The sequence below is a fragment of the Acidobacteriota bacterium genome (assembly GCA_026707545.1).
Taxonomy (GTDB): Bacteria; Acidobacteriota; Thermoanaerobaculia; order Multivoradales; family Multivoraceae; genus Multivorans.
Window position 1 is genome coordinate 2,503,897 of the sequence record JAPOWR010000001.1, and the last position, 21,751, is coordinate 2,525,647.

Annotated in this window: 18 protein-coding genes; 7 read left to right on the forward strand and 11 right to left on the reverse strand. The window is 68.2% G+C overall.

Annotation, left to right across the window (positions count from 1 at the left end):
* Positions 1-6 precede the first annotated feature (6 nt).
* Together OXG83_09885 and OXG83_09890 are read right to left on the reverse strand one after the other, a co-directional pair.
* On the reverse strand, positions 7-1,647 hold the full coding sequence (locus OXG83_09885; protein MCY3965341.1) for a hypothetical protein: 1,641 nt from the start codon (positions 1,645-1,647) through the stop codon (positions 7-9).
* On the reverse strand, positions 1,625-2,347 hold the full coding sequence (locus OXG83_09890) for a matrixin family metalloprotease (protein MCY3965342.1): 723 nt from the start codon (positions 2,345-2,347) through the stop codon (positions 1,625-1,627). Before OXG83_09890 ends, OXG83_09885 begins: the two co-directional genes overlap by 23 nt.
* On the opposite strand from OXG83_09890, the gene OXG83_09895 reads away from it, so the two are divergent.
* Positions 2,325-4,238, forward strand: coding sequence for a CocE/NonD family hydrolase (locus OXG83_09895; protein ID MCY3965343.1), 1,914 nt, complete (start codon positions 2,325-2,327; stop codon positions 4,236-4,238). The two genes, OXG83_09890 and OXG83_09895, sit on opposite strands and share 23 nt — an antisense overlap.
* A 74-nt stretch (positions 4,239-4,312) precedes the next feature.
* Here the strand turns inward: OXG83_09895 and OXG83_09900 are convergent, their stop codons facing one another.
* From OXG83_09900 to OXG83_09920, 5 genes are all read right to left on the reverse strand, one after another.
* The gene (locus OXG83_09900) at positions 4,313-5,650 is read right to left on the reverse strand and encodes a sulfatase (protein ID MCY3965344.1); all 1,338 of its coding nucleotides are present in this window, start codon (positions 5,648-5,650) and stop codon (positions 4,313-4,315) included.
* 86 nt (positions 5,651-5,736) lie between these two features.
* A complete protein-coding gene (locus OXG83_09905; GenBank protein ID MCY3965345.1) occupies positions 5,737-6,825 on the reverse strand; it encodes a hypothetical protein in 1,089 nt (362 codons plus the stop codon).
* Positions 6,826-6,895: 70 nt separating this feature from the next.
* Complete coding sequence (locus OXG83_09910) at positions 6,896-7,354, reverse strand: DUF6152 family protein (protein MCY3965346.1); 459 nt, start codon at positions 7,352-7,354, stop codon at positions 6,896-6,898.
* 28 nt (positions 7,355-7,382) lie between these two features.
* Positions 7,383-9,182 (reverse strand): VOC family protein, encoded by a 1,800-nt coding sequence (locus OXG83_09915; GenBank protein MCY3965347.1) that lies wholly within the window; start codon positions 9,180-9,182, stop codon positions 7,383-7,385.
* Complete coding sequence (locus tag OXG83_09920) at positions 9,133-9,975, reverse strand: hypothetical protein (GenBank protein ID MCY3965348.1); 843 nt, start codon at positions 9,973-9,975, stop codon at positions 9,133-9,135. The genes OXG83_09915 and OXG83_09920 overlap by 50 nt, the downstream gene beginning before the upstream one ends.
* A gap of 106 nt (positions 9,976-10,081) precedes the next feature.
* Between OXG83_09920 and OXG83_09925 the strand changes: the two genes are divergently transcribed.
* Positions 10,082-10,870, forward strand: coding sequence for an SDR family oxidoreductase (locus OXG83_09925; protein ID MCY3965349.1), 789 nt, complete (start codon positions 10,082-10,084; stop codon positions 10,868-10,870).
* A 30-nt stretch (positions 10,871-10,900) separates the two neighbouring features.
* Here OXG83_09925 and OXG83_09930 read toward each other — a convergent pair whose 3' ends face one another.
* The 4 genes from OXG83_09930 to OXG83_09945 form a co-directional block, all read right to left on the reverse strand.
* The gene (locus OXG83_09930; GenBank protein MCY3965350.1) at positions 10,901-11,293 is read right to left on the reverse strand and encodes a type II toxin-antitoxin system VapC family toxin; all 393 of its coding nucleotides are present in this window, start codon (positions 11,291-11,293) and stop codon (positions 10,901-10,903) included.
* Positions 11,290-11,598 carry a type II toxin-antitoxin system Phd/YefM family antitoxin gene (locus OXG83_09935; protein ID MCY3965351.1) on the reverse strand — a complete coding sequence of 103 codons (309 nt, stop codon included), beginning with the start codon at positions 11,596-11,598 and terminating at the stop codon, positions 11,290-11,292. Before OXG83_09935 ends, OXG83_09930 begins: the two co-directional genes overlap by 4 nt.
* A gap of 88 nt (positions 11,599-11,686) precedes the next feature.
* Positions 11,687-12,532 (reverse strand): aldolase/citrate lyase family protein, encoded by an 846-nt coding sequence (locus tag OXG83_09940; GenBank protein ID MCY3965352.1) that lies wholly within the window; start codon positions 12,530-12,532, stop codon positions 11,687-11,689.
* The gene (locus tag OXG83_09945) at positions 12,529-13,392 is read right to left on the reverse strand and encodes an enoyl-CoA hydratase-related protein (protein MCY3965353.1); all 864 of its coding nucleotides are present in this window, start codon (positions 13,390-13,392) and stop codon (positions 12,529-12,531) included. Before OXG83_09945 ends, OXG83_09940 begins: the two co-directional genes overlap by 4 nt.
* A gap of 47 nt (positions 13,393-13,439) precedes the next feature.
* Here OXG83_09945 and OXG83_09950 point away from each other — a divergent pair, with 47 nt between their 5' ends.
* The 5 genes from OXG83_09950 (at position 13,440) to OXG83_09970 (ending at position 21,714) form a co-directional block, all read left to right on the forward strand.
* Positions 13,440-15,230, forward strand: a complete 1,791-nt coding sequence (locus OXG83_09950; GenBank protein ID MCY3965354.1) for an arylsulfatase — start codon at positions 13,440-13,442, stop codon at positions 15,228-15,230.
* Between the two features lie 33 nt (positions 15,231-15,263).
* On the forward strand, positions 15,264-15,641 hold the full coding sequence (locus OXG83_09955) for a hypothetical protein (protein ID MCY3965355.1): 378 nt from the start codon (positions 15,264-15,266) through the stop codon (positions 15,639-15,641).
* 214 nt (positions 15,642-15,855) lie between these two features.
* Positions 15,856-18,399 (forward strand): TonB-dependent receptor, encoded by a 2,544-nt coding sequence (locus OXG83_09960; GenBank protein ID MCY3965356.1) that lies wholly within the window; start codon positions 15,856-15,858, stop codon positions 18,397-18,399.
* Positions 18,400-18,525: 126 nt separating this feature from the next.
* Positions 18,526-18,912 carry a hypothetical protein gene (locus OXG83_09965; GenBank protein ID MCY3965357.1) on the forward strand — a complete coding sequence of 129 codons (387 nt, stop codon included), beginning with the start codon at positions 18,526-18,528 and terminating at the stop codon, positions 18,910-18,912.
* 327 nt (positions 18,913-19,239) lie between these two features.
* Positions 19,240-21,714: a TonB-dependent receptor gene (locus OXG83_09970; protein MCY3965358.1), complete on the forward strand. Its 2,475-nt coding sequence runs from the start codon at positions 19,240-19,242 to the stop codon at positions 21,712-21,714.
* The last annotated feature ends 37 nt before the right edge of the window (positions 21,715-21,751 follow it).

Genomic DNA, 21,751 nt, shown 5'->3' on the forward strand with positions numbered 1-21,751 from the left:
CCCGGCTCAGCCTCGCCGGATAGCGGCCGTGTGGTAGGGATCGAGGTCGTCGATCGCCGATTCGGGCTCCCCGGTCTTCCACGCGAAGAGCCGCACGGTGACCTCCGACGGCGTCACGTCGAAGAGCGCGAAACCGTTCTTCTCGAAGGTCTCGCCGCGCACGTCCTGAACCACCGCCGTGGCAGCCATGGGCGGCGTCCCCCGCGCCGCCGACGGCCAGCCCGTCAGTGTGCCCAGCGGACCGGTCAGCACGGCATGAACCGGGTTGGCTGAGAGATCCATGCCGCCGCTCCGCTCGAGGACGGAGTGGCCGATCGCATGCAGGTCGCCCGAGAGCACGATGCCGGCCCGCTGCGGGTGGGACGTCAGCGACTCCAGCAGGCGCTGATGCTGCCTCCACCAGCCCTCCTGCCAGAAGTACTTCTCGCGCTCCGTCGTCAGCCGGAAGTTGCTGCCGGCAAAATCGCCGATGCGCGAGACGGTGGCACCGCCGTCGTCGAGATCGGCGACATCCGGATACCACTCGCGCCACTTCCCGGCCGACCAGCCGAACGGGTGCGACGGAACGTGGAACAACTGCGCGACGGCCTGGTCCCGCGTGCGCTGGTGCAGCCAGTGTTCCGTCTCCGGCGGCACCAGGCCGGCATGGACGCCCTTGAGCGACAGGTAGCGGGCACAGTCGTAGATCAGGACCTCGGCCAGCCGGCCGTACCGGAACGTGCCGAAGGCCTCGGAGATCCCGGGCTCCCGGTCGCCGGCGCCCGTACCGGACATTGCAACCGGCCGTTCCACATCCGGCAGGAACTCCGGCAGGTAGGCGTTGCGGGTGAATCGGGCGAACTCGACCTGGTAGCGGTCGGGCGGCAGAGTGACCATCTGCGGATCGGCATCGTCGTTCTCGTAGTAGTCGTGGTCGTCGCTCACGAAGTAGGAAGGCGTCGATCGCAACATGACGCCGTACAACTCGGCGACCTGCGGCCCGACCGCCGCCTTGAGCGAGGTCTCGTTGCTCGTTCCCAGCGCGGGCAGGCTCAGGTCGAGCCAGCCGATCCGTTCGTAGAGCTCGCGGGAACGCCGGCCCCGCTCCTCGCCCCGGTTGTAGAGCACCGTGCGCTGGTCCCAGTAGATGTGATCGCCGATCGCGATCAGCGCCCTCGGCCGGAACGAGAGGGCCCTGCGCAGGAGTCTCCGGCGAACCGCCAATGGCAGGAAGAAGCCCGACTCGGGGTGGCCGCCGGCGCAGGTGTAGGCGAGGAACCGGACCGACTCGGGCTGGGCCGAGGGCGACGGGAAGGTGCGGAGCGGCCACGGGTCGCACAGCGTCTCCCCGCCGCCAAGAAGCTGCAGGGTGTACTCCGTGTCCGGTTCCAGGCCGGGCGCGTCGAAGGAGAAGAAACGCCTCTCCGTGTCTGTGCTCCGGCCCGCGACCAGGCGGCCGCCGATGCGCAGCTCCGGCACGAAGTCGAGGGACTCGGCGAAGGAGCACTTGAGCGTCACCCGGTCGTGGTTGGCCGCCGGAATCAGATGCTGGAGCGGTCCCGCGCGCCAGCCGTCGTCCGCGATGGCCGGCGAACGATGGAGGCCTGCTCCAGTTGCCGCGGCTGCGGCGCTCGCGATGAAGCGTCTACGGGTCCAGGTCGACGTCATGGTCGGGTCCTCCAAGAAAGTTGCGCAACCGCTCGCGGTCGAGGTCGGTCAGCGGCAGGAATCGCGGTTGGCTGTCGCTCCTCGCCGACGTGTCGCAGGGCTGGCACATCAGCACGCCCGGCTCCCGCAGGTGCTTCAGCCCGAGAACGTGGCCGAGTTCGTGCGCGATCACGTTACGCACGACATTGTCGCGCTCGTCGCCCGCGGGAATGGCGACGAGATAGCGGCCATCGTCGCCGTAGGGCCAGGCCAAGGGCATGAGATTCTGGGCCGAGAGCAGCACGACGACCTCCGCGTCGACCCGGAAGAGCGCTTCCGGCGGCGCCGGACCCGGATCGGACGAGTGCAGGCGCCCGGCCAGCTGCGAGAGCTGGTGGGCGTAGTTCTCGAAGGGCCGCAGTCCTACCGGCGGAGTCTCGTGTCCCGGCTCCGAAAACGGTGCGGCCAGTCCCAGATCCGACACCGCCGCGTTCCAAAACGAGACGGCATCATCCACCATCGCGACCCGCTCGTCATCGACGTCGTCGACCAGCACGGCGACGCGCCTGGGCTCGTCGATCGCCGGCTCCGAAGCGGTCGCAACTGGCAGAATGCCCAGCGCAAGAAGCAGAGGAGCAACACGGCTGCTCGCGCCGGCCAGGAAGGCACCAGGCCGCACCCTCCCGGAGAAAGTCATCATGCGCCACATTCGAACGTTCATCAGGCTGCTGCCGGCTGTTGTCTCCCTCGCCCTGGTCGCTTCCCCGGTCCTCGGCCAGATCCACCGGACGCCGGACCCGGTGCGCCGGGCCGACCTCCACCGCCTGGCTGAAGTCGATCGGATGGTCATGGTACCGATGCGCGACGGCGTCCGCCTCGCCACCGAAATCTACCGGCCGCGCGATGCCCAGGGTCCCGTGCCGGCGATCTTCTGGCGTACGCCCTACAACTTCAGTCCACTGCCGCCGCCCAACCTGGAGCGACCGAGCGCGCTGCTCAAGTTCGGACTCGACGCGGTGGAGCGCGGATACGCCTTCGTCGTCCAGAACGAGCGCGGCAAGTTCTTCTCGGAGGGCGATTGGGAGATCCTCGGCAAGCCTCGTACCGACGGCTACGACGCGCTGACCTGGATCGCCGATCAGCCGTGGTCCAACGGCAAGGTCGCAACGCTCGGATGCTCGTCGACCGCGGAATGGCAGATGGGCCTGGCGGCGATGCGGCATCCCGCCCATGCCGCCGCCGTGCCGATGGGCCAGGGCGCTGGCATCGGCCGCATGGGGCCGTTCTACGAGCAGGGGAACTTCTACCGCGGCGGCGCGCTCCAGCTTCCGATGGCCGTCTGGCTCTTCGGCGAACAAAACACCCAGCGCCCGACCTTCCCGCCGGAAACCAGCCGCGAGGACCTGGAGCGGCTCGCGACCTACTTCGATCTCGCGGCGAAGATGCCCCAGGTCGACTGGAAGCAGGCGCTCTGGCATCTCCCCATCCAGACGATCATGGAGTCCGTCGGCGGGCCGAAGGGGATCTTCGGCGAGTTCGCGGCCCGCACTCCGGACGACGCGGGCTGGTACGAGGGCGGCCTCTACCACGACGACGAACCGTTCGGCGTGCCGGCGCTCTGGGCCAACTCCTGGTACGACCTGTCCGTATCGCCGAACCTGGCGCTCTACGAGCACGTTCGCGCCAACGCCGACGAAGAAGTCCGCCAGCACCAGTACATGGTCATCGCGCCCAGCCTGCACTGCAACATGTACCGCCTGACGAACCCGCTGATCGTCGGCGAACGGAACTTCGGCGACACGGACTTCGGCTTCGACGAGATGCTCTGGAGCTTCCTCGATCGCTTCACGAAGCCGGAGGCGAACGGCTTCGAAGACCGCTACGCCAAGGTCCGTTACTTCCTGATGGGCGAGGACGGCTGGCAGAACGCAGAGGACTGGCCGCCCGCCGAAGTCGAGCCGATGACCCTCTACCTCGGCAGCGCCGGCAACGCGAACAGCGCTGCCGGCGACGGCAGGCTGACGGCGGACACCGGCGGTGACAGGGACGACGCCGACCGGTTCGTCTACGACCCGGGCTCGCCGGTGCCGACCCACGGCGGCGCCTTCTGTTGCATGGGCGAGTACGAGCCCGGCTCGTTCGATCAACGCTCGGTCGAGGCCCGCACCGACGTGCTCGTCTACACCACGGAGCCGTTTGACGAGCCGCTGGCCGTCGTCGGATCGATCGACGTCGTCCTGCACGTCTCGTCCGACGCGCCCGACACCGACTTCACGGTCAAGCTGATCGATGTGCATCCAGACGGCCGCGCCTTCAACCTGGACGACACGATCCTGCGCATGCGCTACCGCGAGGGCTTCGACCGCGACGTCCGCATGGAAGCCGGAGAGGTCTATGAGGTGAGACTCGGGCCGCTCGCCACCGCCAACGTCTTCGGCGCCGGACACCGCCTGCGGATCGAGATCTCGAGCAGCAACTTCCCGCGCTACGACCGCAACCTGAACACGGGCGGCAACAACTACGACGAGAGCGAGTGGCGGGTGGCCCGAAACGCGGTCCACCACTCCGCGGAGCATCCGTCCCGCATCGTGCTCCCGGTGCTCGACCGCTAGGTACGACAGCGCCTACTGGGTGCGCCGGCGTGCCATCCGCCGGCATCCGCCGAAGGCGGAATCCGCCAACGACGCTATGGCTCCAGCGGCGGCACGTTCTGACTGAACTTCACGCCGCTGATGCGGTCCGTGTTGTCAGCGCGTCGCCTCCGACTCGGTGGGAAGTCCTCCGTCTCCTTGATCCAGGCATCGAGGACCCGGCTCAACTGCCGGGCAATCTGCTCCACCTCCGGCCGGCCCGCGAGGTTGACCAGTTCGTGCGGATCCTCCTCCAGATCGTAGATCTCGATCACCGGCCGCGGCGCCTCGAACAGACGGGCCTGACCAGCCGTCAAGGTCCCGGCGGCACGGTGCGCCGTCAGGCTGTACCAGGAGGGGCTGCGCGAGGCGTCGGCCGGTGTGCAGAGCGGCAGTTCCGTGTAGGCGTTGCGAATCAGCTTGTAGCGCACACCCCGCACTGCTCGAATGTGCTCGTCGCAGTTGTGCCAGTTGCGCTCCGCGAACACGTACTCGCGCCCCGGCGCGGTCTGGTCCGTCAAGGCGTCGGCGAAGCTCGAACCGTGGAAGCTCCCAGGTGTCTCCGCCCCGGCCGCCTCGAGCAACGTCGGAGCGAGATCGATCATGCTGGCGAGCCCCGCATAGCGGACGCCCGAGGGCGTCACGCCAGGCCACGAGACGATGAGCGGAGTGCGGATCCCGGCGTCGTACGCGGTCGCCTTGGCGCGCGGAAACGGCGCCCCGTTGTCGCTCAGGAAAACGACCAGCGTGTTCTCGCGGAGCTTGCGCCGGTCCAGTTCGGCCAGCATCCGACCGATCTCGCCATCCATGCGGGCAATCTCGTCGTAGTACAGGGCCAGGTCGGCCCGCGTCGCGGTGTCGTCGACGAGGTACCGCGGCACGACGACTTCCGCCGGATCGTGGGGCGAATCGATGGCGCCGGCCGAGTACGGCCGGTGCGGGTCCCGGAAACCGACCCAGAGGAAGAACGGCCGCCCGGCCGCCTGCTCGAGAAACCCGGGCAGGCCCTCCGAGGTCTCCTCCGAGAACCAGTCGAACTGCCGCTCGCCCGCCGGACCGTAGTGCGTTTTGCGCATGTGGCCCGTGAAGTAGCCCACACGACCCAGCAGGCTCGGTAGCAGCTCGACGTCTTCGGGCAGCGGGCTGTGCAGGTCTTCGGCGCCGGTTGCGTGCGGATAGCGGCCCGACAGGATGCTGATCCGCGACGGGCTGCAGGACGCCGTGGTCAGGAACGCGCTCTCGAACACCACGCCGGAGGCCGCCAAACCGTCCAGGTTCGGCGTCCGCACGGCGCGGTTGCCGTAGGCGCCGAAGTCCGACCAGCCGGCGTCGTCCGCGACGAAGACAACGATGTTCGGAGGCGCATCCACGCCGCGCGCGGGCGGGGCCGTCACCGTGGCCAAAAGGAGCCCCAGGCCCAGGTATCCCGGGACCGAAGGCAACGAGCGGCGCATGGGCTCAGGCGGCCCGGGGTGTCGGACTACTGGCCGCCACCAGCCGCGGCGATCGCGTCAGCCTCCAGCAGCCGGGCGCCGCGCATCACGTTGCCGAGCGCGTAGTTGCCCTCGTGGCAGGCGTACTCGAACACCTTGTTGGGCGTAGACCGCCAAACGTACTCGCCGCTCCAGGCCGTCTCCCAGACGTTCGGGTCCTCGACCGTGAAGCCGTAGAGCAGGTTGCCGTCCGGCAGGCGCTGGAAACGTTCGATCACATGCAGGTCCTTCGTAGCCGAGCCGAGGGCCGGTTCTTCGCCGAAGTTCGTCGTGTCGACGACCAGCGTGTCGCCTTCCCACCAGCCGATCGAGTCGCCCATCCACCGTCTTTCCGCAGCCGGCGCGTGCTCGCCGCCGATCCGCACGACGCGGGCATCGTGGACCATCTCGATCAGGATCATCACGTGGTTCCCGGTCTGCACGATCCGCTTGTGGTTGTTGTAGAGGGCCGGCAGCATCGGTGGACCGCCGGTCGAACTGAACCCGAGCAGGCAACGCTCCGGCAACGGCCGCTGTTCCATGTTGTCGTAGGGGCCGGAACCGTCCTCGTTCTCTTCCAGCCACCATGCGGTGCCGGTGTTCTTGTGACCGAACGCCGCGAACTGCGCCGCCGCCCGCGCCATGCCGGCAGGCGTCATCTCCGGATACTGGCCGTTCGGCGGGTCGGTGATGATCGAGGTCCGCCACTTGCCGTCGATCCTGATCACGTTGTCGCCGGGGTCCATGTAGAAGGCGTTGTAGCCGCCGCTGCCGCCCGATGCGACTTCGAGCCCCGGATCGAAGATCGGCGCCCCGCCGACCGGCGGTGCCTCGCGATTCGGATCGCTGGGCTTGAAGTCCGCCTCGTAGATCTCCGCCTTGCGCTGGGCGATCGCCGCCGCCTCTTCGTCCGTCAGGGTCAGCCGGTCGCCGAACTCCCGCGGCCGAGTCAACGGCGTCAGAGTCGCTACGTTGTAGGCGCCGGAGAGGTCCGGCTTGCCGTCCGGCCGCCGCGGGACGTCGTCCTGGGCGGCAACGGCCACGGGGGCGGCCAAGAGAACCGCCAGGGTCAGGAGAAGAACAAGTTTAGGCTTCATCCGGCACCTCCTCGTACGCAGGTTGGACGTCAACGGTACCACCGGCACAGCGCCCCGGCGCTTGTGCCCGCTAGCCTTCACCCGACTCCCGGTTGTCGTACGGCGCGCCAGTGCCGGACGACCCCGCGAACAGCCTGCGACCGTCCGGCAGCGTCACGTCACGCCCGTTCGCCCGCGGCGCTCCGTCGATCGCCTGGTAGCCCTCGACGAGAACCTCGGTGCCCGGAGCGACCGAGTTCTTCTTCCAGCCGCGCCGCACCAGAGCGCCCGGCGGGCCGCACTCGACCATCCAGGCCGTCACGGTGCCGTCCTCGTCGGTGACGTCGATGTGGATCCACGCGTGCGGGTTCACCCACTCGACCTTCGTCACCTTGCCGCGCAGCCGGACAGGCTTCGTGGCGTCGAACTCGGCCGCGAAGGCGTGGTGCGCCGCGGCTGGCTCCGGCGGTACGAGAAGGACCAGGCTCAGAGCCAATGCAACGCCAAGAACCGACAGGGCGACGCGGGCGACGTACGGCTTCGTTCTCATGCTCACGGTCCTCCCGATGGACACTGCTCTACTGGGCTCCCGAGCCCGTCTCCGCCGCTGCAGCGGCCTCTTCGCGGTCCCGGGCGCGGGCGCCGGAGAGGATGTTCGTCATCCCGTAGTTGCCTTCGTGGCAGGCGTACTCGACGAGTTCGTACTGCTCGTTGTCCAGCTCGAACTCGAAGCGGCCGGTCCACGGACGGGTCCAGACGGTCGGGTCTTCTACGGTGAAGCGGTACTCGAGCCGGCTCGGACCGAGGCGCGTGTAGCGCTCGGTGAGCTTCATGTGTTCGCTGGAGCCCCGGTAGTTCGTGCGGCCGTTGAAACCGGTCGTCTCCACAACCAGGGTGTCACCCTCCCAGCGGCCCTGGGGATCTCCGAGCCACTGCCTGATCCCCGGACCGAGCGGCTCACGCTCGGCCGTGGGCACGACCCGGGTCTCGTGGATCATCTCCTTCTGAATCGCGACGTAGCCGGGGCTCTGGCTGATCTGCAGGCCGTTGTTGTAGATCGAGGGCATCATCATCCCCGGCACGCCCCGGGTGATGCAACGGACGTAGGCGCTCAGGTCTTCGGGGCCCGCCGGCCGGCGCCTGACGTAGTCGCCGAAGGACGCGGCGGCGTTCCGACGGCGCTCCTGCGCCTCCTCGGTCAGGGCCGGCAAGCGACCGTCAGGAGGGTCGACGATCATGGCCACCTGCCGCGACGGCGCGGACTTGACGTAGCCCAGCGTCGTGTCCCGCCACTCGCGCTCGTAGCCCCAGATGCTCCCCAGTGTGCCCCGCTCGCGGCGCGCCGCCGCCTCTTCGGCCGTCAGTTCTTCGACATCGGCCAGTTCCTCCGATCGTTCGAGCGGAATGCCGTGAGCCTTGTTGCCGGACCACATCCCCTGCAGGTCGGGCGTGCCCCAGGGCGTCCTCGGCACGACGTACGGCTCAGCCAAGGCGACCTCGTCTGCATCCGATCCGAAGTCGGCGTCGACGCCCTGCCAGCCCGGTTCGATCACCGCCACGCGCACGTTGTCGGGAGCGGAGACGAAACCGCGCTTCGCATCGGAACGGCCTCCCGCGGGCCGCTCGGGATCCGTCGTGAAGCGGACACCACGGTCGCGCAGGCCGACCGCCGCCGTGTCGAGATCGGCGAGCTCGAAGGCCAGGTGATCGATCGCCCGGCCGGCGCTCGGCGCGGGCTGGCCCTCGGGGTGCTCCGAAGCGAACAGCCAGACCTCGCCGAAGCGAAGGCCGTCTTGCACTCCGAGCAAGCTCTCGGGCACGCCGCCGAAGGTCTCGCGGTACCAGCCAAGGGTCCGTTCCGGATCGCTCGCACTCAGGTGGACGTGGTGGAAGCCCACCGTGTCCGGATCCTCGACGAGTTCGATCCGCGTCCCCCATGGATCGAAGATGCGGCCGACCTTGAACAGACCAGGTTCTTCGCGCAGCGTCGAACCGTCGTCGTAGCGCTGCAGGCGAACGCCGGAGCCCCGAACGCCCACCTTCTCGAGAGTCGCCATCTTCTCCGTCAGATCAGGGAAGGAGAAACCGATGTGGTCGATTCCGGTGCCCTGGCTTGCGCCCATGATGGGGCCCTGGGTGAACTCGATCACCGCGTTGCCGCAGTCGATCGCCTCGGCGCGGCCCTCGATCGGCTCACAATCCAGGTGGCGCGCGTACCACTTCACCGCCTCGCTGCGGGCGGAAGTCGTCAATTGCACGGTCACGTCGCCCGCCGCCGCCGGGACCGCGGTCAGTCCCAGCACGAGCGCGGCGGCAACGGCCGAAACGCTAAGGATCGTCGCCGGTCGGGGTGTCTTCGCGTCGGCGTAGGTGGCCATACAGCAGCTCCTCGGAAAACTCGACACACTTGTACTCCAGCACCCGGACGTTCTCCTCCAGGCGCCTATAGAGAGGCATCCGGATCGTCCAGGGACGGGTGAAGACGTTGGGGTCCTCTAGCGTCGCCTCGTAGGTCATCGCGTTCGGGCCGGTCGGCGTGTAGCGCTCGGTGACGCGCAACGTATCGCTGGCGAAGTTTCCGGCCCGGTCGAACCAGGCCTGGCCGGTGAAGCCAGCGGCCCCGACGACCAGGGTGTCGCCCTCCCAGCGTCCGTGCGAACGGCCCATCCAACTGTCGATCGGCGCCGGCTCCGGGTTTTCCTTGTCCATGTGGATCGTCCGGTTCGCCTCGGCGAAGCCGTAGACGATCATGATGTGGCTCGTGCCCTGGAGGATCTGGAACGGAAACGGCATGTAGGTCGCCCGCGGCACCCCGGGCAGGTAGCACTTCGCCTCGGGGTCTTCGCGCCAGCGGTTCTCGAAGTTCTTCCGCTGCTGCTCGCGAGCCCAGTCCTGGTAGGGGATCTCGCCGCCGACGACGACGCCCTGGCCCGGCGGCATCGTCGTGAGCGTGCCGTACTCCGCCGGCCCACTGGCCGCGTTGTGGTCCTCCAGGTTCCAGTGAGCCGTGTTGATCGCCTGCCAGACGCCGTTGATGTCCGGGTTGCCGTCGTAGTGGCGCGGCACCGCGCCGCCCGTGTCCTGCGCCAGGGCCGGCGCCGACAGGACCAACGTGAAACCGGCGAGCAACAGCGCCCGCCGCCATGGTTTCGAATGGCGTCGTTTCGTCATTTCGTACGGTGCGGAACGGACGGGGAGCATACCAACCGCCGTCGCCGCGCGGGCAGGGGCGCAATACACTCGGCCCTCACCATTCAGCCTTCGGGGGGACACAGCGATGATCGATCTGAACCTGACCGGCCGCCGGGCCGTTGTCACCGGCGCCAGCCTCGGAATTGGCGCCGCCGCCGTCCGCCTGCTCGCGGACCACGGCGCAGAAGTCGCGTTCTGCGCCCGCAGCGAAGACGCCGTCAACGACCTCGACGGCTATCAGCCAACCTCCGGCGACGGCAGCGCCCATGGCCACATCACCGACATGGCCGAACGCGACTCGATCGACGCATTCTTCGGGGCGGTCCTGGCCGGCGGTACGGTGGACATCCTGGTCAACAACGTGGGTGCCGGACCGTCGCGGAACTTCCTGTACATGACCGACGACGACTGGGAGGAACTGTTCCGGCTCAACCTGCTGTCGGCCGTGCGCAGCACGCGCCATTGCCTGCCCGGCATGCGCAAGCAGAAGTGGGGCCGGGTGGTCATGATCGCGAGCGGGGCCGCCAAGTATCCGGGCCCGGCGCTGATCGACTACGGCGCCTCGAAGGCGGCCATGGTCGCTACGGGCAAAGCCCTGTCCAAGAAGTACGGGCGCGACAACGTGCTGTTCAACTCCGTCCTGCCCGGCCTGATCCACACCGCGATGTGGGAGCGGGCGGCGAAGGAGATCGCGAACGCCCGCGGCGGCGACTGGGAGGACGTGATCAGGAACAACGGCAAGAGCGTGCCGGTGGGCCGCTACGGGACCTCCGAGGAGGTGGCCAACATGATCGTCTTCCTGTGTTCCGAGGCCGCCTCCTACGTCAACGGCGCGGTGATCGACGTCGACGGCGGACAGGGGCCCCACACCTGAGACTCGGAGTCCGCGACGGGGTTGGCGGCTCTAGTTACGCAGGATGGCGATGTCGGACACCTCCGCGAGCTGGGCGTCAGCCGTGATCAGCGTCAGGTCCATCACCTTCGCAGTGGCGGCCAGGAAGCGATCCGCCGGATCCTGATGCGGAAGATCGACTGCACGGCTCGCCGATGCGATCTCATGGGTAATGGTGGCTTGCCGGGTGGGCATTCGTCTCATCGCATCTTCGATCCATGCCTCGACGGCCACGTTCAGAACGACACGGCCCCGTTCCGTCAACATTGCGAGTTCCCAGATACTGATCGGCGACAGCCAGAGTTCGTTCTCCGGCGACTCAAGGGCGCTCACCGTTTCGCCGCGCAGGCGTCTCCGGTCCAGTCGGCTCCACAGCCAGATATGAGTGTCGAGAAGGAGTCTCAAGACCGCAGGACCTCCCACTCCTCTTCCGGCACGACCGGCGAAACGATGTCACCGACGATCTTCCCGGTGTGCTTCATGTCACCAAGCACGCGGCGCGGTTGAACGGCCGGCGAGGGCGGAACGATCTCGGCCACCGGTTTGCCGAAGCGGGTGACGAGCACCGGCTCCCCGGTTCGGTTGACCTGCTTCAGCACAGCCAGGCAGGTTGCCTTGAACTTCGAGACGGCGATCTCTTCCATTTGCTCCTCCTCCGATGCCTTGAAGCCACACTTGTACCATCTCCCGTGACCATGGTCAAACGTCATGGTCAACTCTCATCCGCTGCCGGCGAACGAGGGACTTGGGGGTGTGGAACCGGGGAGGAGAACGCCCGAGCTACCGCAACCTCGAGCTCTACTGCTCCTCCGACCCCTCGATCTCGGCGATTCCTGAGGCCGTCTCCTCGAGCAGCGCCTGCGCGCCGCGGCGGATCAGGTTGCCGACGCCGGGCGCCTGGAAGAAGCTGAAGCCCTCGCGGTCACGCCAGGCCAGCGGACCGCCCAGTTTGAGGCCGGCGCCTAGCACCGCGTCACGGATGCGGTCGACCATCGCCTCGTACTCCGGCTCGCCCTGGCGCTTGCCGGAGAAGCTGTAGAGGTCGGTCGAGGCCGCGAACACGACGTCGACGCCGGGCACGGCCGCGATCTCCTCGACCGCCTCGACCCCGGCCGGCGACTCGATCATCGCCACGATCAGGATGTTCTCGTTGGCCGTGGCGCGGTAGTCGCGGCCCCAGAGCGCGCCGTACTGGCCGCCGCCGAGGCTGCGCCGCCCCTCGGGCGGGAACTTGGCGAAGCGCACCGCCCGCTCCATCTTCTCGGCCGTGCGCACCATCGGCACCACGATGCCGAGCGCGCCGAGATCGACCGCTTTCTGGATGTCGCCCTCCGTCGCGTCCGGCACGCGGATGAAGGGGATGGCGGAGGCGTCCCGGCAGGTCCAGAGCATCCGCGCCACGTCCTGGTAGGTCAGCGGGCTGTGCTGCATCTCGATCCAGGTGAAGTCGAAGCCGGCGTTGGCGGCCGCGCAATAGCTGTCGGGATCCGACGAGGAGATGCTGACGCCGACGATCCCCTCGCCGCCCATCAGCTTCTGCTTGGCGGTGTTGTACATCCGCACGTCGCCGCCGTCCTGTGCCGCCACCATCGCGGCCACACTCAGGGACAGCGACAGCGCGAAAGCAGTGCGAAGCGTCTTCATGCGTCCTCCCTCGCTTCCGAAGCGTCGGTCGGATCCACCGGTGTCTGTCCGGCGCGACCACCGCGCTGGCCGCGCAACGCCAGGTCGACGCCGACGAGGCGACGGTTGCCCTCGACCCGGCTGGAACTGCCACGGATCTCCCGTACCACCAGGTAGTCCGCGAAGGCGGCTTCGACGTTCGCGCTGTAGCCCATCGCGTCCTGAGCCTTGTTCACGGCGAGCTTGCCGAGGCGCAGCACCGCGGGATCGTTCTCGGCGATCCGTTCGGCATAGGCCATCGTCTCGCGTTCCAGTTCGTCCTCCGCGTAGACCCGGTTGACCAGACCCAACTCGCGCGCCTCCTCCCCGTCGATGAAACGGCTCTCGAACAGCAACTCCTTCGCCTTGCGGGGATGGATGTCCCAGGGCACGGTGAAGGTCTCGAACAGGCTCGCCAGAAAGCGGGCGCTGGGCGCCGCGAAGATCAGGTCCATCGCCGCCGCGATCATCCAGCCGCCGAAGATGCAGTAGCCGTGCACCATCGCGATCGTCGGCTTGGGCAGGTTGCGCCACTTGACCGTGTTGTCCAGGTTGTACCAGCGGAACGCCTCGTACCAGTCCATGCCGACCCACTGGGTCAGCCCCCGGGCCTCGATGTCCGCCTGTTGCTCCGGCGTACCGAGGTCGTGCCCGGACGAGAAGTGCTTGCCGTCGCCCTTCAGCACGACGACCCGGACGTCCTCGTCGGCCATCGCCCGGTCGAGCTGGCGGTCCAGTTCGTCGAGCAGCTTCCAGCTCTGCGCGTTGTGGTAACGGGCGCGGTCCAGCGTCAGCACCGCGACCGGGCCGCGCCGTTCGTAGCGAACCTCTTCTGCTGCCATATCCTGTCCTCGGCCTTTCTGGAGGGAGCCCGTGTGGGGGGAAGCCGATGAAGCGTAGCGCACCGGTCAGCGCAGTTCTGCTGTGCGCCCTGGGACTCGGCTGCGCCGGCGAGCAATCGCCCGAAGGCGGCGCCGGCGGCGCCGCGGAGCGTCCCAACATCGTCCTCGTCATGACGGACGACCAGGGCTACGGCGATTTCGGCTTCGCCGGCAACCCGGTCGTCCAGACGCCGCATCTCGACGCCCTGGCCGCCGAGAGCGCGCAGGTCGAACGCTTCTACGTCAGCCCGGTCTGCACGCCGACGCGCGCCTCGCTGATGACGGGTCGCTACAACTACCGCACCCGCGCGATCGACACCTACATCGGCCGCGCGATGATGGAGCCCGAGGAAGTGACGATCGCCGAGATGCTCCGGGATGCCGGCTACGCCACCGGCATCTTCGGCAAGTGGCACCTCGGGGACAACTACCCGCTACGTGCCATGGACCAGGGCTTCGAGGAAAGCCTGGTTCACCGGGGCGGCGGCATCGGCCAGCCCTCCGACCCGCCCGGCGGCGAGGGCAAGTACACGGATGCCGTGCTGTTCCGCAACGGGACGCGGGAGGAGACGACCGGCTACTGCACCGACGTCTACTTCGACGCCGCGTTCGACTTCATGGAACTTGCCGCTGCGGAAGGACGGCCCTTCTTCGCCTACGTGCCGACGAACGCCCCCCACGGCCCGTTCCACGACGTGCCGGAGGACTGGCTGGAGCACTACAGGCAGACGGATCTGACCGCGGCGCTCCCCGATCCCGGCCAGGCCAGCGATCAGGTCCTCGACCGGCTGGCCCGGAGCTTCGCGATGATCAGCAACATCGACGACAACGTCGGACGACTGACGGCGAGGCTCGAGGCGCTGGGTCTAGCGGACAACACGCTCCTCGTCTTCCTGGTCGACAACGGACCGGATCGTGACCGCTACAACGCGGGGCTTCGGGGCCGCAAGGGAACCCTCTTCGAGGGCGGCATCCGGTCGCCCCTGCTTGCGCGCTGGCCCGGCCGGTTGCCCACCGGAGGCGAGCCGGCCGACCGGATCGCTGCCCACATCGACATCGCCCCGACCCTGCTCGACGCCGCCGGCGTTGAAGCCCCGGCCGGCCTGCACCTCGACGGCCGCAGTCTGCTCGGTCTGCTGGCCGGCCACGTCGACACCTCGACCTGGCCCGACCGGACCCTCTACCTGCAGTTTCACCGAGGGAACGAACCGATCCCGCTCCACTCCTTCGCCGCGGTCGGCCAGCGCTACAAGCTGGTCCACCCCTCGCCACGCGGCGAAGGGGACTGGAACGGCGAACTGACCCTCGAGCTCTACGACCTCGAGACCGATCCGGGCGAGACCCGCAACCTGATCGCCGAGCAGCCCGACGTGGCCGCAGAGATGCGCGACGCCTACCTGGCGTGGTTCGAGGACGTGAGCTCGACCCGGCCGGACAACTACGCGCCGCCGCGGATCGTCGTCGGCACGGATCACGAGCAGGTCACCGTCCTCACTCGCCAGGACTGGCGGCGGATCACCGACGATCAGGGCTGGCGGCCGACCTCACGCGGCCGCTGGCTGCTGAGCGCCTCGGAGGACGCGACGTTCGATATCGAGGTGCGGCTGGTCGCCGGCTCCGCCGGTCCGGTGCTCCTCGACGTTAGCGACCGGGAACTGAGCCAGGACCTGGCCTCGGACCAGCAGACCGCGACGTTTGAAGAGGTCCCGGTCCCGGCCGGCGACTTCGCGATCAGCGCCGCGGCCGGCGAAGGCGAGGAACGGCGAGGAGCGCACCAGGTCGTCCTGCGGCGGCGCTAACACCTGGGCTGGCTCTGCTAACCTCCGCAGCCAATGCTGCGCCGAGCCGGTTCGCCACTCGCCGTCGTCAACGCACTCGCACTGACGACCGTCACCCTGCTCACTGGAGCCTGGGACGTGGGTGGCCACGGTCACGACGTGATCGCGGCGAACGCCGCCTACTGCGTGGTCGACCACGAGGCGGAGGCCTCCGCCATCGCCGATGGCACCACGCTCGGCCAGGCCGCGGCGCCGCACGACCACTCTTGCGTCGCATGCAAACTGGGCCGCACGAAGACCATCGAGGATCGCAAGGCCTCGATCGCCCGACCGCTCGAACTCTCCTCGACCGCGTCAGGATCCGACTACGGACACGGCCCGAGCCGTGGCGAGCGTTGGCAGCACACCGCGCGCGGGCCGCCGCTGGCCTGAGTCGACACGTCTCCGATCCGCGCTGAGCGCGAAGCGTCGGAGCCGCCCCTCGCCGGGGACCATGGCGGCGACGACGCGATCAGCCCCTAGCTGATCCCACGGAGTCGCCGCATCGCGCCGCCGACCATTTCGGCGCACTGCCACCGCCGCGGAATCCGCAGCCAGCGCTACAACACCCTTCGACTCGGACTGAACGACCCAGGAACTCGAAACCATGCTCGCCAACCACACCAAGGCCATGAACTCCCATCCGCGGCGCCGGCACCACCGGCGTCAGGCGGTTACAGGCGCCATTCTCTGCGCCCTCGCCCTCCTCCTCATTCCAGCGACGGCCGCCGCCCAGGACACTGGTTCCGTCATCGGCTCCGTCGAAACGCACGGCGAGAGAATCGTGCTCGCCGTGGCACGCATCCCCGAGCTTGGCATCAGCACCGCGGGGTCCACCGACGGTGGGTTCCGGCTCGACGAGGGGCCGGCCGGCACCTGGCTCGTGGTCGTCGAGATTCCCGCCTTCGGCACGGCGAGCGAAACCGTCACCGTGGCAGGCGGCGACGAGGTGGATGTCCAGCTCGAAATGCGTCACGGGACGCACTTCGACGAGGTCGTCGTCACCGCGACCGGCGACCAGCGCCGCGCCTCCGAGCTGGCGAATCCCGTCTCCGTGCTGTCCGGCCCGGACCTCCAACTACGTCTTGGCGCCACATTGGGCGAGACGCTGGAAGGCGAACCAGGCGTGCACTCGACGTCGTTCGTCCCCGGCGCCGGCCGGCCGATCATTCGCGGCCTGAGCGGCGCCCGGATCCGCGTCATGGAAAACGGACTCGACACCGGCGACGCCTCCGTCGTCAGCGCCGACCACGCCGTGACCTTCGAACCGGCGCATTCCGAACAGATCGAGGTGCTGCGCGGACCCGCCACGCTCCGTTTCGGTTCCGAGGCAATCGGCGGCGCGGTCAACATGGTCGACGGCCGGATCCCGAGCGAGAAGCCTGTCAGCGCGCTGAGAGGCACGATCGACCTTCGCGGCGGGTCCGTGGCCGACGAGCGAATGGGCGCGATCCATCTCGACGGCGGCGGCGGTGAATGGGCCTGGCACCTGGGCGCCGTGAGCCGGGAAACCGATCCGTATGAGATCCCCGGCTACGCACAGGTCGAGGAGGAGCACGACGATCACGACGACCACGACGACCACGACGAAGACGAAGATCACGACGACGAGGACGAGGACCACGACGACCACGAAGACGAGGATCACGACGAGCACGACCACGAAGAGCACGAAGACGAGAACCCCTTCGGGATCGTTCCGAACACGGATCTGATGACCGAGAGCGGGCGCTTCGGCTTCACCCGCTTCTTCGGCGACCGTGGCTCGATCGGCATCTCGGTCAGTGGTTTCGACACGAACTACGGGCTCCCGCCCGGCGCCCACGCTCATCACGAACACGAGGATGAGCACGACCACGACGACGACCACGACGACGACCACGACGACGACGAGGATCACGACGACGACGAGGATCACGACGAGGACCACGAGGACGAAGACCACGACGACCACGAGGACGAACACGGGCACGAGGAGGAGGAACTCCCGATCCGCGTCGACATGAGGCAGCGCCGCGTGGACCTCCGGGCCGAAGCCCTGCCGATGGCGGGCGCCTTCCAGAAGATCGAGGTCCGGATGACGGGAACCGACTACGAGCACGTCGAGCTCGAGGGCCCCGACGTCGGCACGACATTCTCCAACGACTACCTCGAGACACGGCTCGAGATGTTCCAGCGCGAGCGGGGCCGAAGCCGCGGCTCCGTCGGCCTCCAGTACTCGGACCGCGATCTCGCCGCCATCGGCGAGGAAGCCTTCGTTCCGCCGACACAGTCCCAGGGATGGGCTCTCTTCACCTCGCAGGAGATCGAGGCCGGTCCCGTCCGCTGGCAGTTCGGCGCTCGCTTCGAGCAGCTCGACCACAATCCAGTGAGTTCTCGGGACACCTCGCACGACGGCGTGTCCGCTTCAGCGGGCCTGGTCTGGGACGCCGGCTCCGACTGGACGCTAGGCGTTTCGGTCGCCCGCTCGGCCCGCCTGCCCGCGGCGGAGGAGCTCCATTCCGACGGCCTGCACGTCGCCACCCTGAGCTACGAGGTCGGTGACCCGAACCTGGAGAACGAGGTCGGCACCGGGTTCGACGTGTCGCTGCGCAAGACGGAAGGGCTGCTGACCGGCGAACTGACGCTCTTCAGCCAGAGCTTCAGCGACTTCATCTACCAGCGGTTCACCGGCGAAGAGGAGGACGGGTTCGCCGTCCTCCGCTACACCCAGGCCGACGCCTCCACCGAAGGGGCCGAACTCCGGCTCCGGCTGGAGCTGCTCGACCGGAACGACCATCACCTGCACATCCAGGCGATCGCGGACACGGTCGACGCCGAGCTGGACGCGGGCGGCAACCTGCCACGGATTCCGCCGATGAGCTTCGGCGCCGGCCTCCACTACCACGGCCATCACTGGCGCGCCGCGGTGGAAGGTCGCTGGTTCGACGACCAGAACGACGTCGCTGAACTGGAGACCCCAACCGAGGGCTACACGCTGGTCAACGCCCACGTCGGGCGGCGCTTCATCCTCGGCAACCAGATCCTCGACGTGCTGCTGCGGGGCCGCAACCTGACGGACGAGGAAGCGCGCGTGCACACGTCGTTCCTGAAGAACTTCAGACCGCTGCCCGGCAGGGACGTCACCCTGTCGGCCCGGTTCTGGTTCTAGAGGCGGATTCAAAGCAGGCCCGAGGGCTGTCCGGCATCCCAACCGCCGGACAGCCCTTCGTTCCCGGCAGCGCGCCGCTAGGCCGATGCATCTCTCGTTCGCAACATCAACGCACCCCGCAAGTTCATGAACCGCTCCGCGTCGCACCGGTCCCGCTCGCCTCTCATCATCATCAACGCCCTCGCGCTGACAATCGTCACGCTCGTCACGGGCGCCTGGGACACGGTCTGCCACGACGACGACGCGCCGGTGAGCAACGCCCGGTTCGCGATCGGCAACGAAGCCGAGGCCACCGGGGCCACAAACCACACCAGCCTCGCCAGCGCCTCGGCGCCGCACGAACACTCCTGCGTCGCCTGCCGGATCGGATCCTCGAAGTCGGCCGAGATCGGCAGGAGCTCCGTCTCCAGGCCGCTCGACCTCGCTTCGGCCGCGGCCAGGCCCGAGAACGACGGCAGCGCCCGCCGCGGCGCGACCAGGCAACAGGCCGCTCGCGGTCCGCCCCAAAGCTGAGTCGACAGCGGCTCCGACCCGCGCAGTAGCTCGCAGCCTCGGAGCCTCCGGAAAGCAGACCAGGCGTCACCCGCCCCACGTCGGGGCGATGGCGGCGACGCCATCGCGGTCAGCAGTAGCTGACCCAACGGAATCGCAGCGTCGCGCTGCGGAGAAGTTCGGCGCGCTTGCCACCGATGCGAATCCGCAGCCAGCGCCACACCACCCCTTCGAAACGGAGGGGCTCTCGACTCGGACTGAACTACGCAGGAACTCAACACCATGCTCGCTACCTACACCACGTTCTCGAACTCCCATCTCCGGCGCCGGCCTTGCTGGCGCCGGCCAGTGACGGCCGCCACTTTCTGCGCCCTTGCCCTCCTTCTCAATCCTCCAACAGCCAGCGGTCAGGCGACGGGATCCATCGCCGGAACGGTCAGCAGCCCCGGTGAGGCCGGCATCTCGCTCGCCGTCGCCCGACTCACCGAGTTGTCCCTCAGCGCCTCGGTGGCCGTGGACGGGACGTTTCGCTTCGACGCCGTGCCTCCCGGCACGTATCTCCTGGTCGTCGACATCCCGTCGGTCGGCCTGACCAGCGAGCCGATCACCGTCTCCGCCGGCCGCGAGACGACTGTCGAGCTGGAGTACGATCACTTCACCCACTTCGACGAGATCGTCGTCACCGCCTCCGGCGGTCTCCGCAACGAGTCCGAGCTGCCGAACGCAATCTCCGTGTTGGGCGGCGCCGACCTGCAATTGCGCATGGGGGCGACGCTGGGCGAGACTCTCGCGGGGGCGCCGGGCCTTTCCTCGACCGCGTTCGTGCCGGGGGCGGCGCGACCGATCATCCGCGGCCTGTCGAGCGCCCGTGTTCGGGTTCTCAACGGCGGCATGGGCACCGGTGACGTCTCCGTCGAGAGCCTCGATCACGCGGTCACCTCCGACCCGCTCCTGGCCGAGCAGATCGAGGTGCTGAGAGGTCCGGCCACGCTCCGCTACGGCTCGGGCGCCATCGGCGGCGCCGTGAACGTCGTCGACGGTCGCATTCCAGCCAACCGGGCGGCAAAGACCTTCGGCGGCAGGATCGACCTGGTCGGGGGTTCGGCTGCCGGCGAGAGGACGGGCGCACTCCAGCTGAACGGCGGCGGCGGCGAATGGGCCTGGCACATCGGGGCTGTCAGTCGTCAGACCGATCCGTACGAGATCCCGGGCTACGCCCGCCTCGAGGATGAACACGACGACCATGGCGACGAGGACCATGACGACCACGAGGACGAAGACCACGACGATCACGACGACGAGGATCACGACGATCACGACGACGAGGATCACGACGACCACGAAGAGCACGAGGAAGAGAACAGCTTCGGCATCGTCCCGAACACGGACCTCATGACCGAGAGCGGCCGGTTCGGCTTCACCCGCTTCTTCGGCGACCGCGGTTTCCTGGGTGTCTCATTCAGCGGCTTCCGCACGGACTACGGTATTCCCCCCGGCGCCCACAGCCACGCGCATGATCACGGCGCCCAGGAGGACCATGACGACCACGACGACCATGGCCACGAGGACGAGGACCACGACGATCACGGCCACGAGGACGAGGACCATGACGACCACGACGACCACGGCGAGGAGGAAGAGCACCATGAAGACGGTGACATTCGCCTGGACATGAAGCAGCAGCGCGTCGACCTCAGATCCAGCGTCTACCTGTCCGGGCCCGCCTTGGAGAGGCTCGAAGTGCAGATCTCAGGAACGGACTACGAACACGTCGAGTTCGAGAGCGGCCACACCGGCGTCCAGTACACGAACGACCTGCTGGAGACGCGGGTCGAGTTGTTCCGGCGCGAGCAGGGCGGAAGCCGGGGCAGCTTCGGGTTCCAGCACGTGAACCGCGAACTCGCCGCGGTCGGCGCCGAGGCCTTCATCCCCCCGACCCAATCGAACACCTGGGCCGTCTTCACGTCCCAGGAGATCGAAAGGGGCTCGGTTCGCTGGCAGTTCGGCGCCCGCGTCGAGCAGGCCGAACACATCACGCTGAACGAACCGGAGTCGTCCGACGACGAGGGCGTTTCCGCGTCGGCCGGCATGGTCTGGACGGCCAGCGAGGCGTGGAACCTCGGTTTGTCCGCCACCCGCTCAGTTCGTCTCCCCAGCCCGGGAGAACTGTTCTCGCACGGCGCCCACATACCCACCCGGACCTTCGACATAGGCGATCCCGATCTGGACCAGGAAGTCGGCGCCGGTCTCGACCTCACGCTGCGCAAGGAGGAAGGAGCCATCCAGGGCAAGCTGACGCTGTTCCGGCAGGACTTCCAGGACTTCATCTACCACGCGTTCACCGGCACGGAGCTCGCGGGCTTCCCGGTCACCATCTACAGTCAGGCCGACGCGACGATGAGCGGCGCCGAGCTCCACGCGCGGATCGAGCTGGCGGATTGGAATGGGCATGACCTGCACATGGAGATCCTGGGTGACACGGTCGACGCCGAGTTCGACGAAGGCGGCAACCTCCCGAGAATTCCACCCCTGAGCCTGGGCGCCGGCCTCCACTACCACGGCCACGACTGGCGGGCAGCGGTCGAGTGGCGCTGGGTCGACGACCAGAACGATGTCGCGGAGCAGGAGACGCCAACCGACGGCTACACGATGCTGAACGCCCACGTCGGCCGTCGCTTCACGCTCAAGAACCAGATCTTCGACGTGCTGCTGCGGGGGCGGAACCTGACCGACGAGGAAGCCCGGGTGCATACGTCCCTCCTGAAGACGTTCGCGCCCCTGCCGGGGAGGGACGTCACGCTGTCGGCGCGAATCTGGTTCTGAACCGGGCCCTGGGGCGACGCCTCTGACGGGGCCCGAC

Coding starts and splice junctions, on each gene's coding strand:
- OXG83_09905 (MCY3965345.1), bottom strand. CDS start 6,825: ATGAAGCCTAAACTTGTTCTTCTCCTGACCCTGGCGGTTCTCTTGGCC.
- OXG83_09945 (MCY3965353.1), bottom strand. CDS start 13,392: ATGGCAGCAGAAGAGGTTCGCTACGAACGGCGCGGCCCGGTCGCGGTG.
- OXG83_09920 (MCY3965348.1), bottom strand. CDS start 9,975: ATGACGAAACGACGCCATTCGAAACCATGGCGGCGGGCGCTGTTGCTC.
- OXG83_09950 (MCY3965354.1), top strand. CDS start 13,440: ATGAAGCGTAGCGCACCGGTCAGCGCAGTTCTGCTGTGCGCCCTGGGA.
- OXG83_09960 (MCY3965356.1), top strand. CDS start 15,856: ATGCTCGCCAACCACACCAAGGCCATGAACTCCCATCCGCGGCGCCGG.
- OXG83_09935 (MCY3965351.1), bottom strand. CDS start 11,598: ATGACGTTTGACCATGGTCACGGGAGATGGTACAAGTGTGGCTTCAAG.
- OXG83_09955 (MCY3965355.1), top strand. CDS start 15,264: ATGCTGCGCCGAGCCGGTTCGCCACTCGCCGTCGTCAACGCACTCGCA.
- OXG83_09965 (MCY3965357.1), top strand. CDS start 18,526: ATGAACCGCTCCGCGTCGCACCGGTCCCGCTCGCCTCTCATCATCATC.
- OXG83_09910 (MCY3965346.1), bottom strand. CDS start 7,354: ATGAGAACGAAGCCGTACGTCGCCCGCGTCGCCCTGTCGGTTCTTGGC.
- OXG83_09885 (MCY3965341.1), bottom strand. CDS start 1,647: ATGACGTCGACCTGGACCCGTAGACGCTTCATCGCGAGCGCCGCAGCC.
- OXG83_09925 (MCY3965349.1), top strand. CDS start 10,082: ATGATCGATCTGAACCTGACCGGCCGCCGGGCCGTTGTCACCGGCGCC.
- OXG83_09915 (MCY3965347.1), bottom strand. CDS start 9,182: ATGGCCACCTACGCCGACGCGAAGACACCCCGACCGGCGACGATCCTT.
- OXG83_09940 (MCY3965352.1), bottom strand. CDS start 12,532: ATGAAGACGCTTCGCACTGCTTTCGCGCTGTCGCTGTCCCTGAGTGTG.
- OXG83_09890 (MCY3965342.1), bottom strand. CDS start 2,347: ATGAACGTTCGAATGTGGCGCATGATGACTTTCTCCGGGAGGGTGCGG.
- OXG83_09895 (MCY3965343.1), top strand. CDS start 2,325: ATGCGCCACATTCGAACGTTCATCAGGCTGCTGCCGGCTGTTGTCTCC.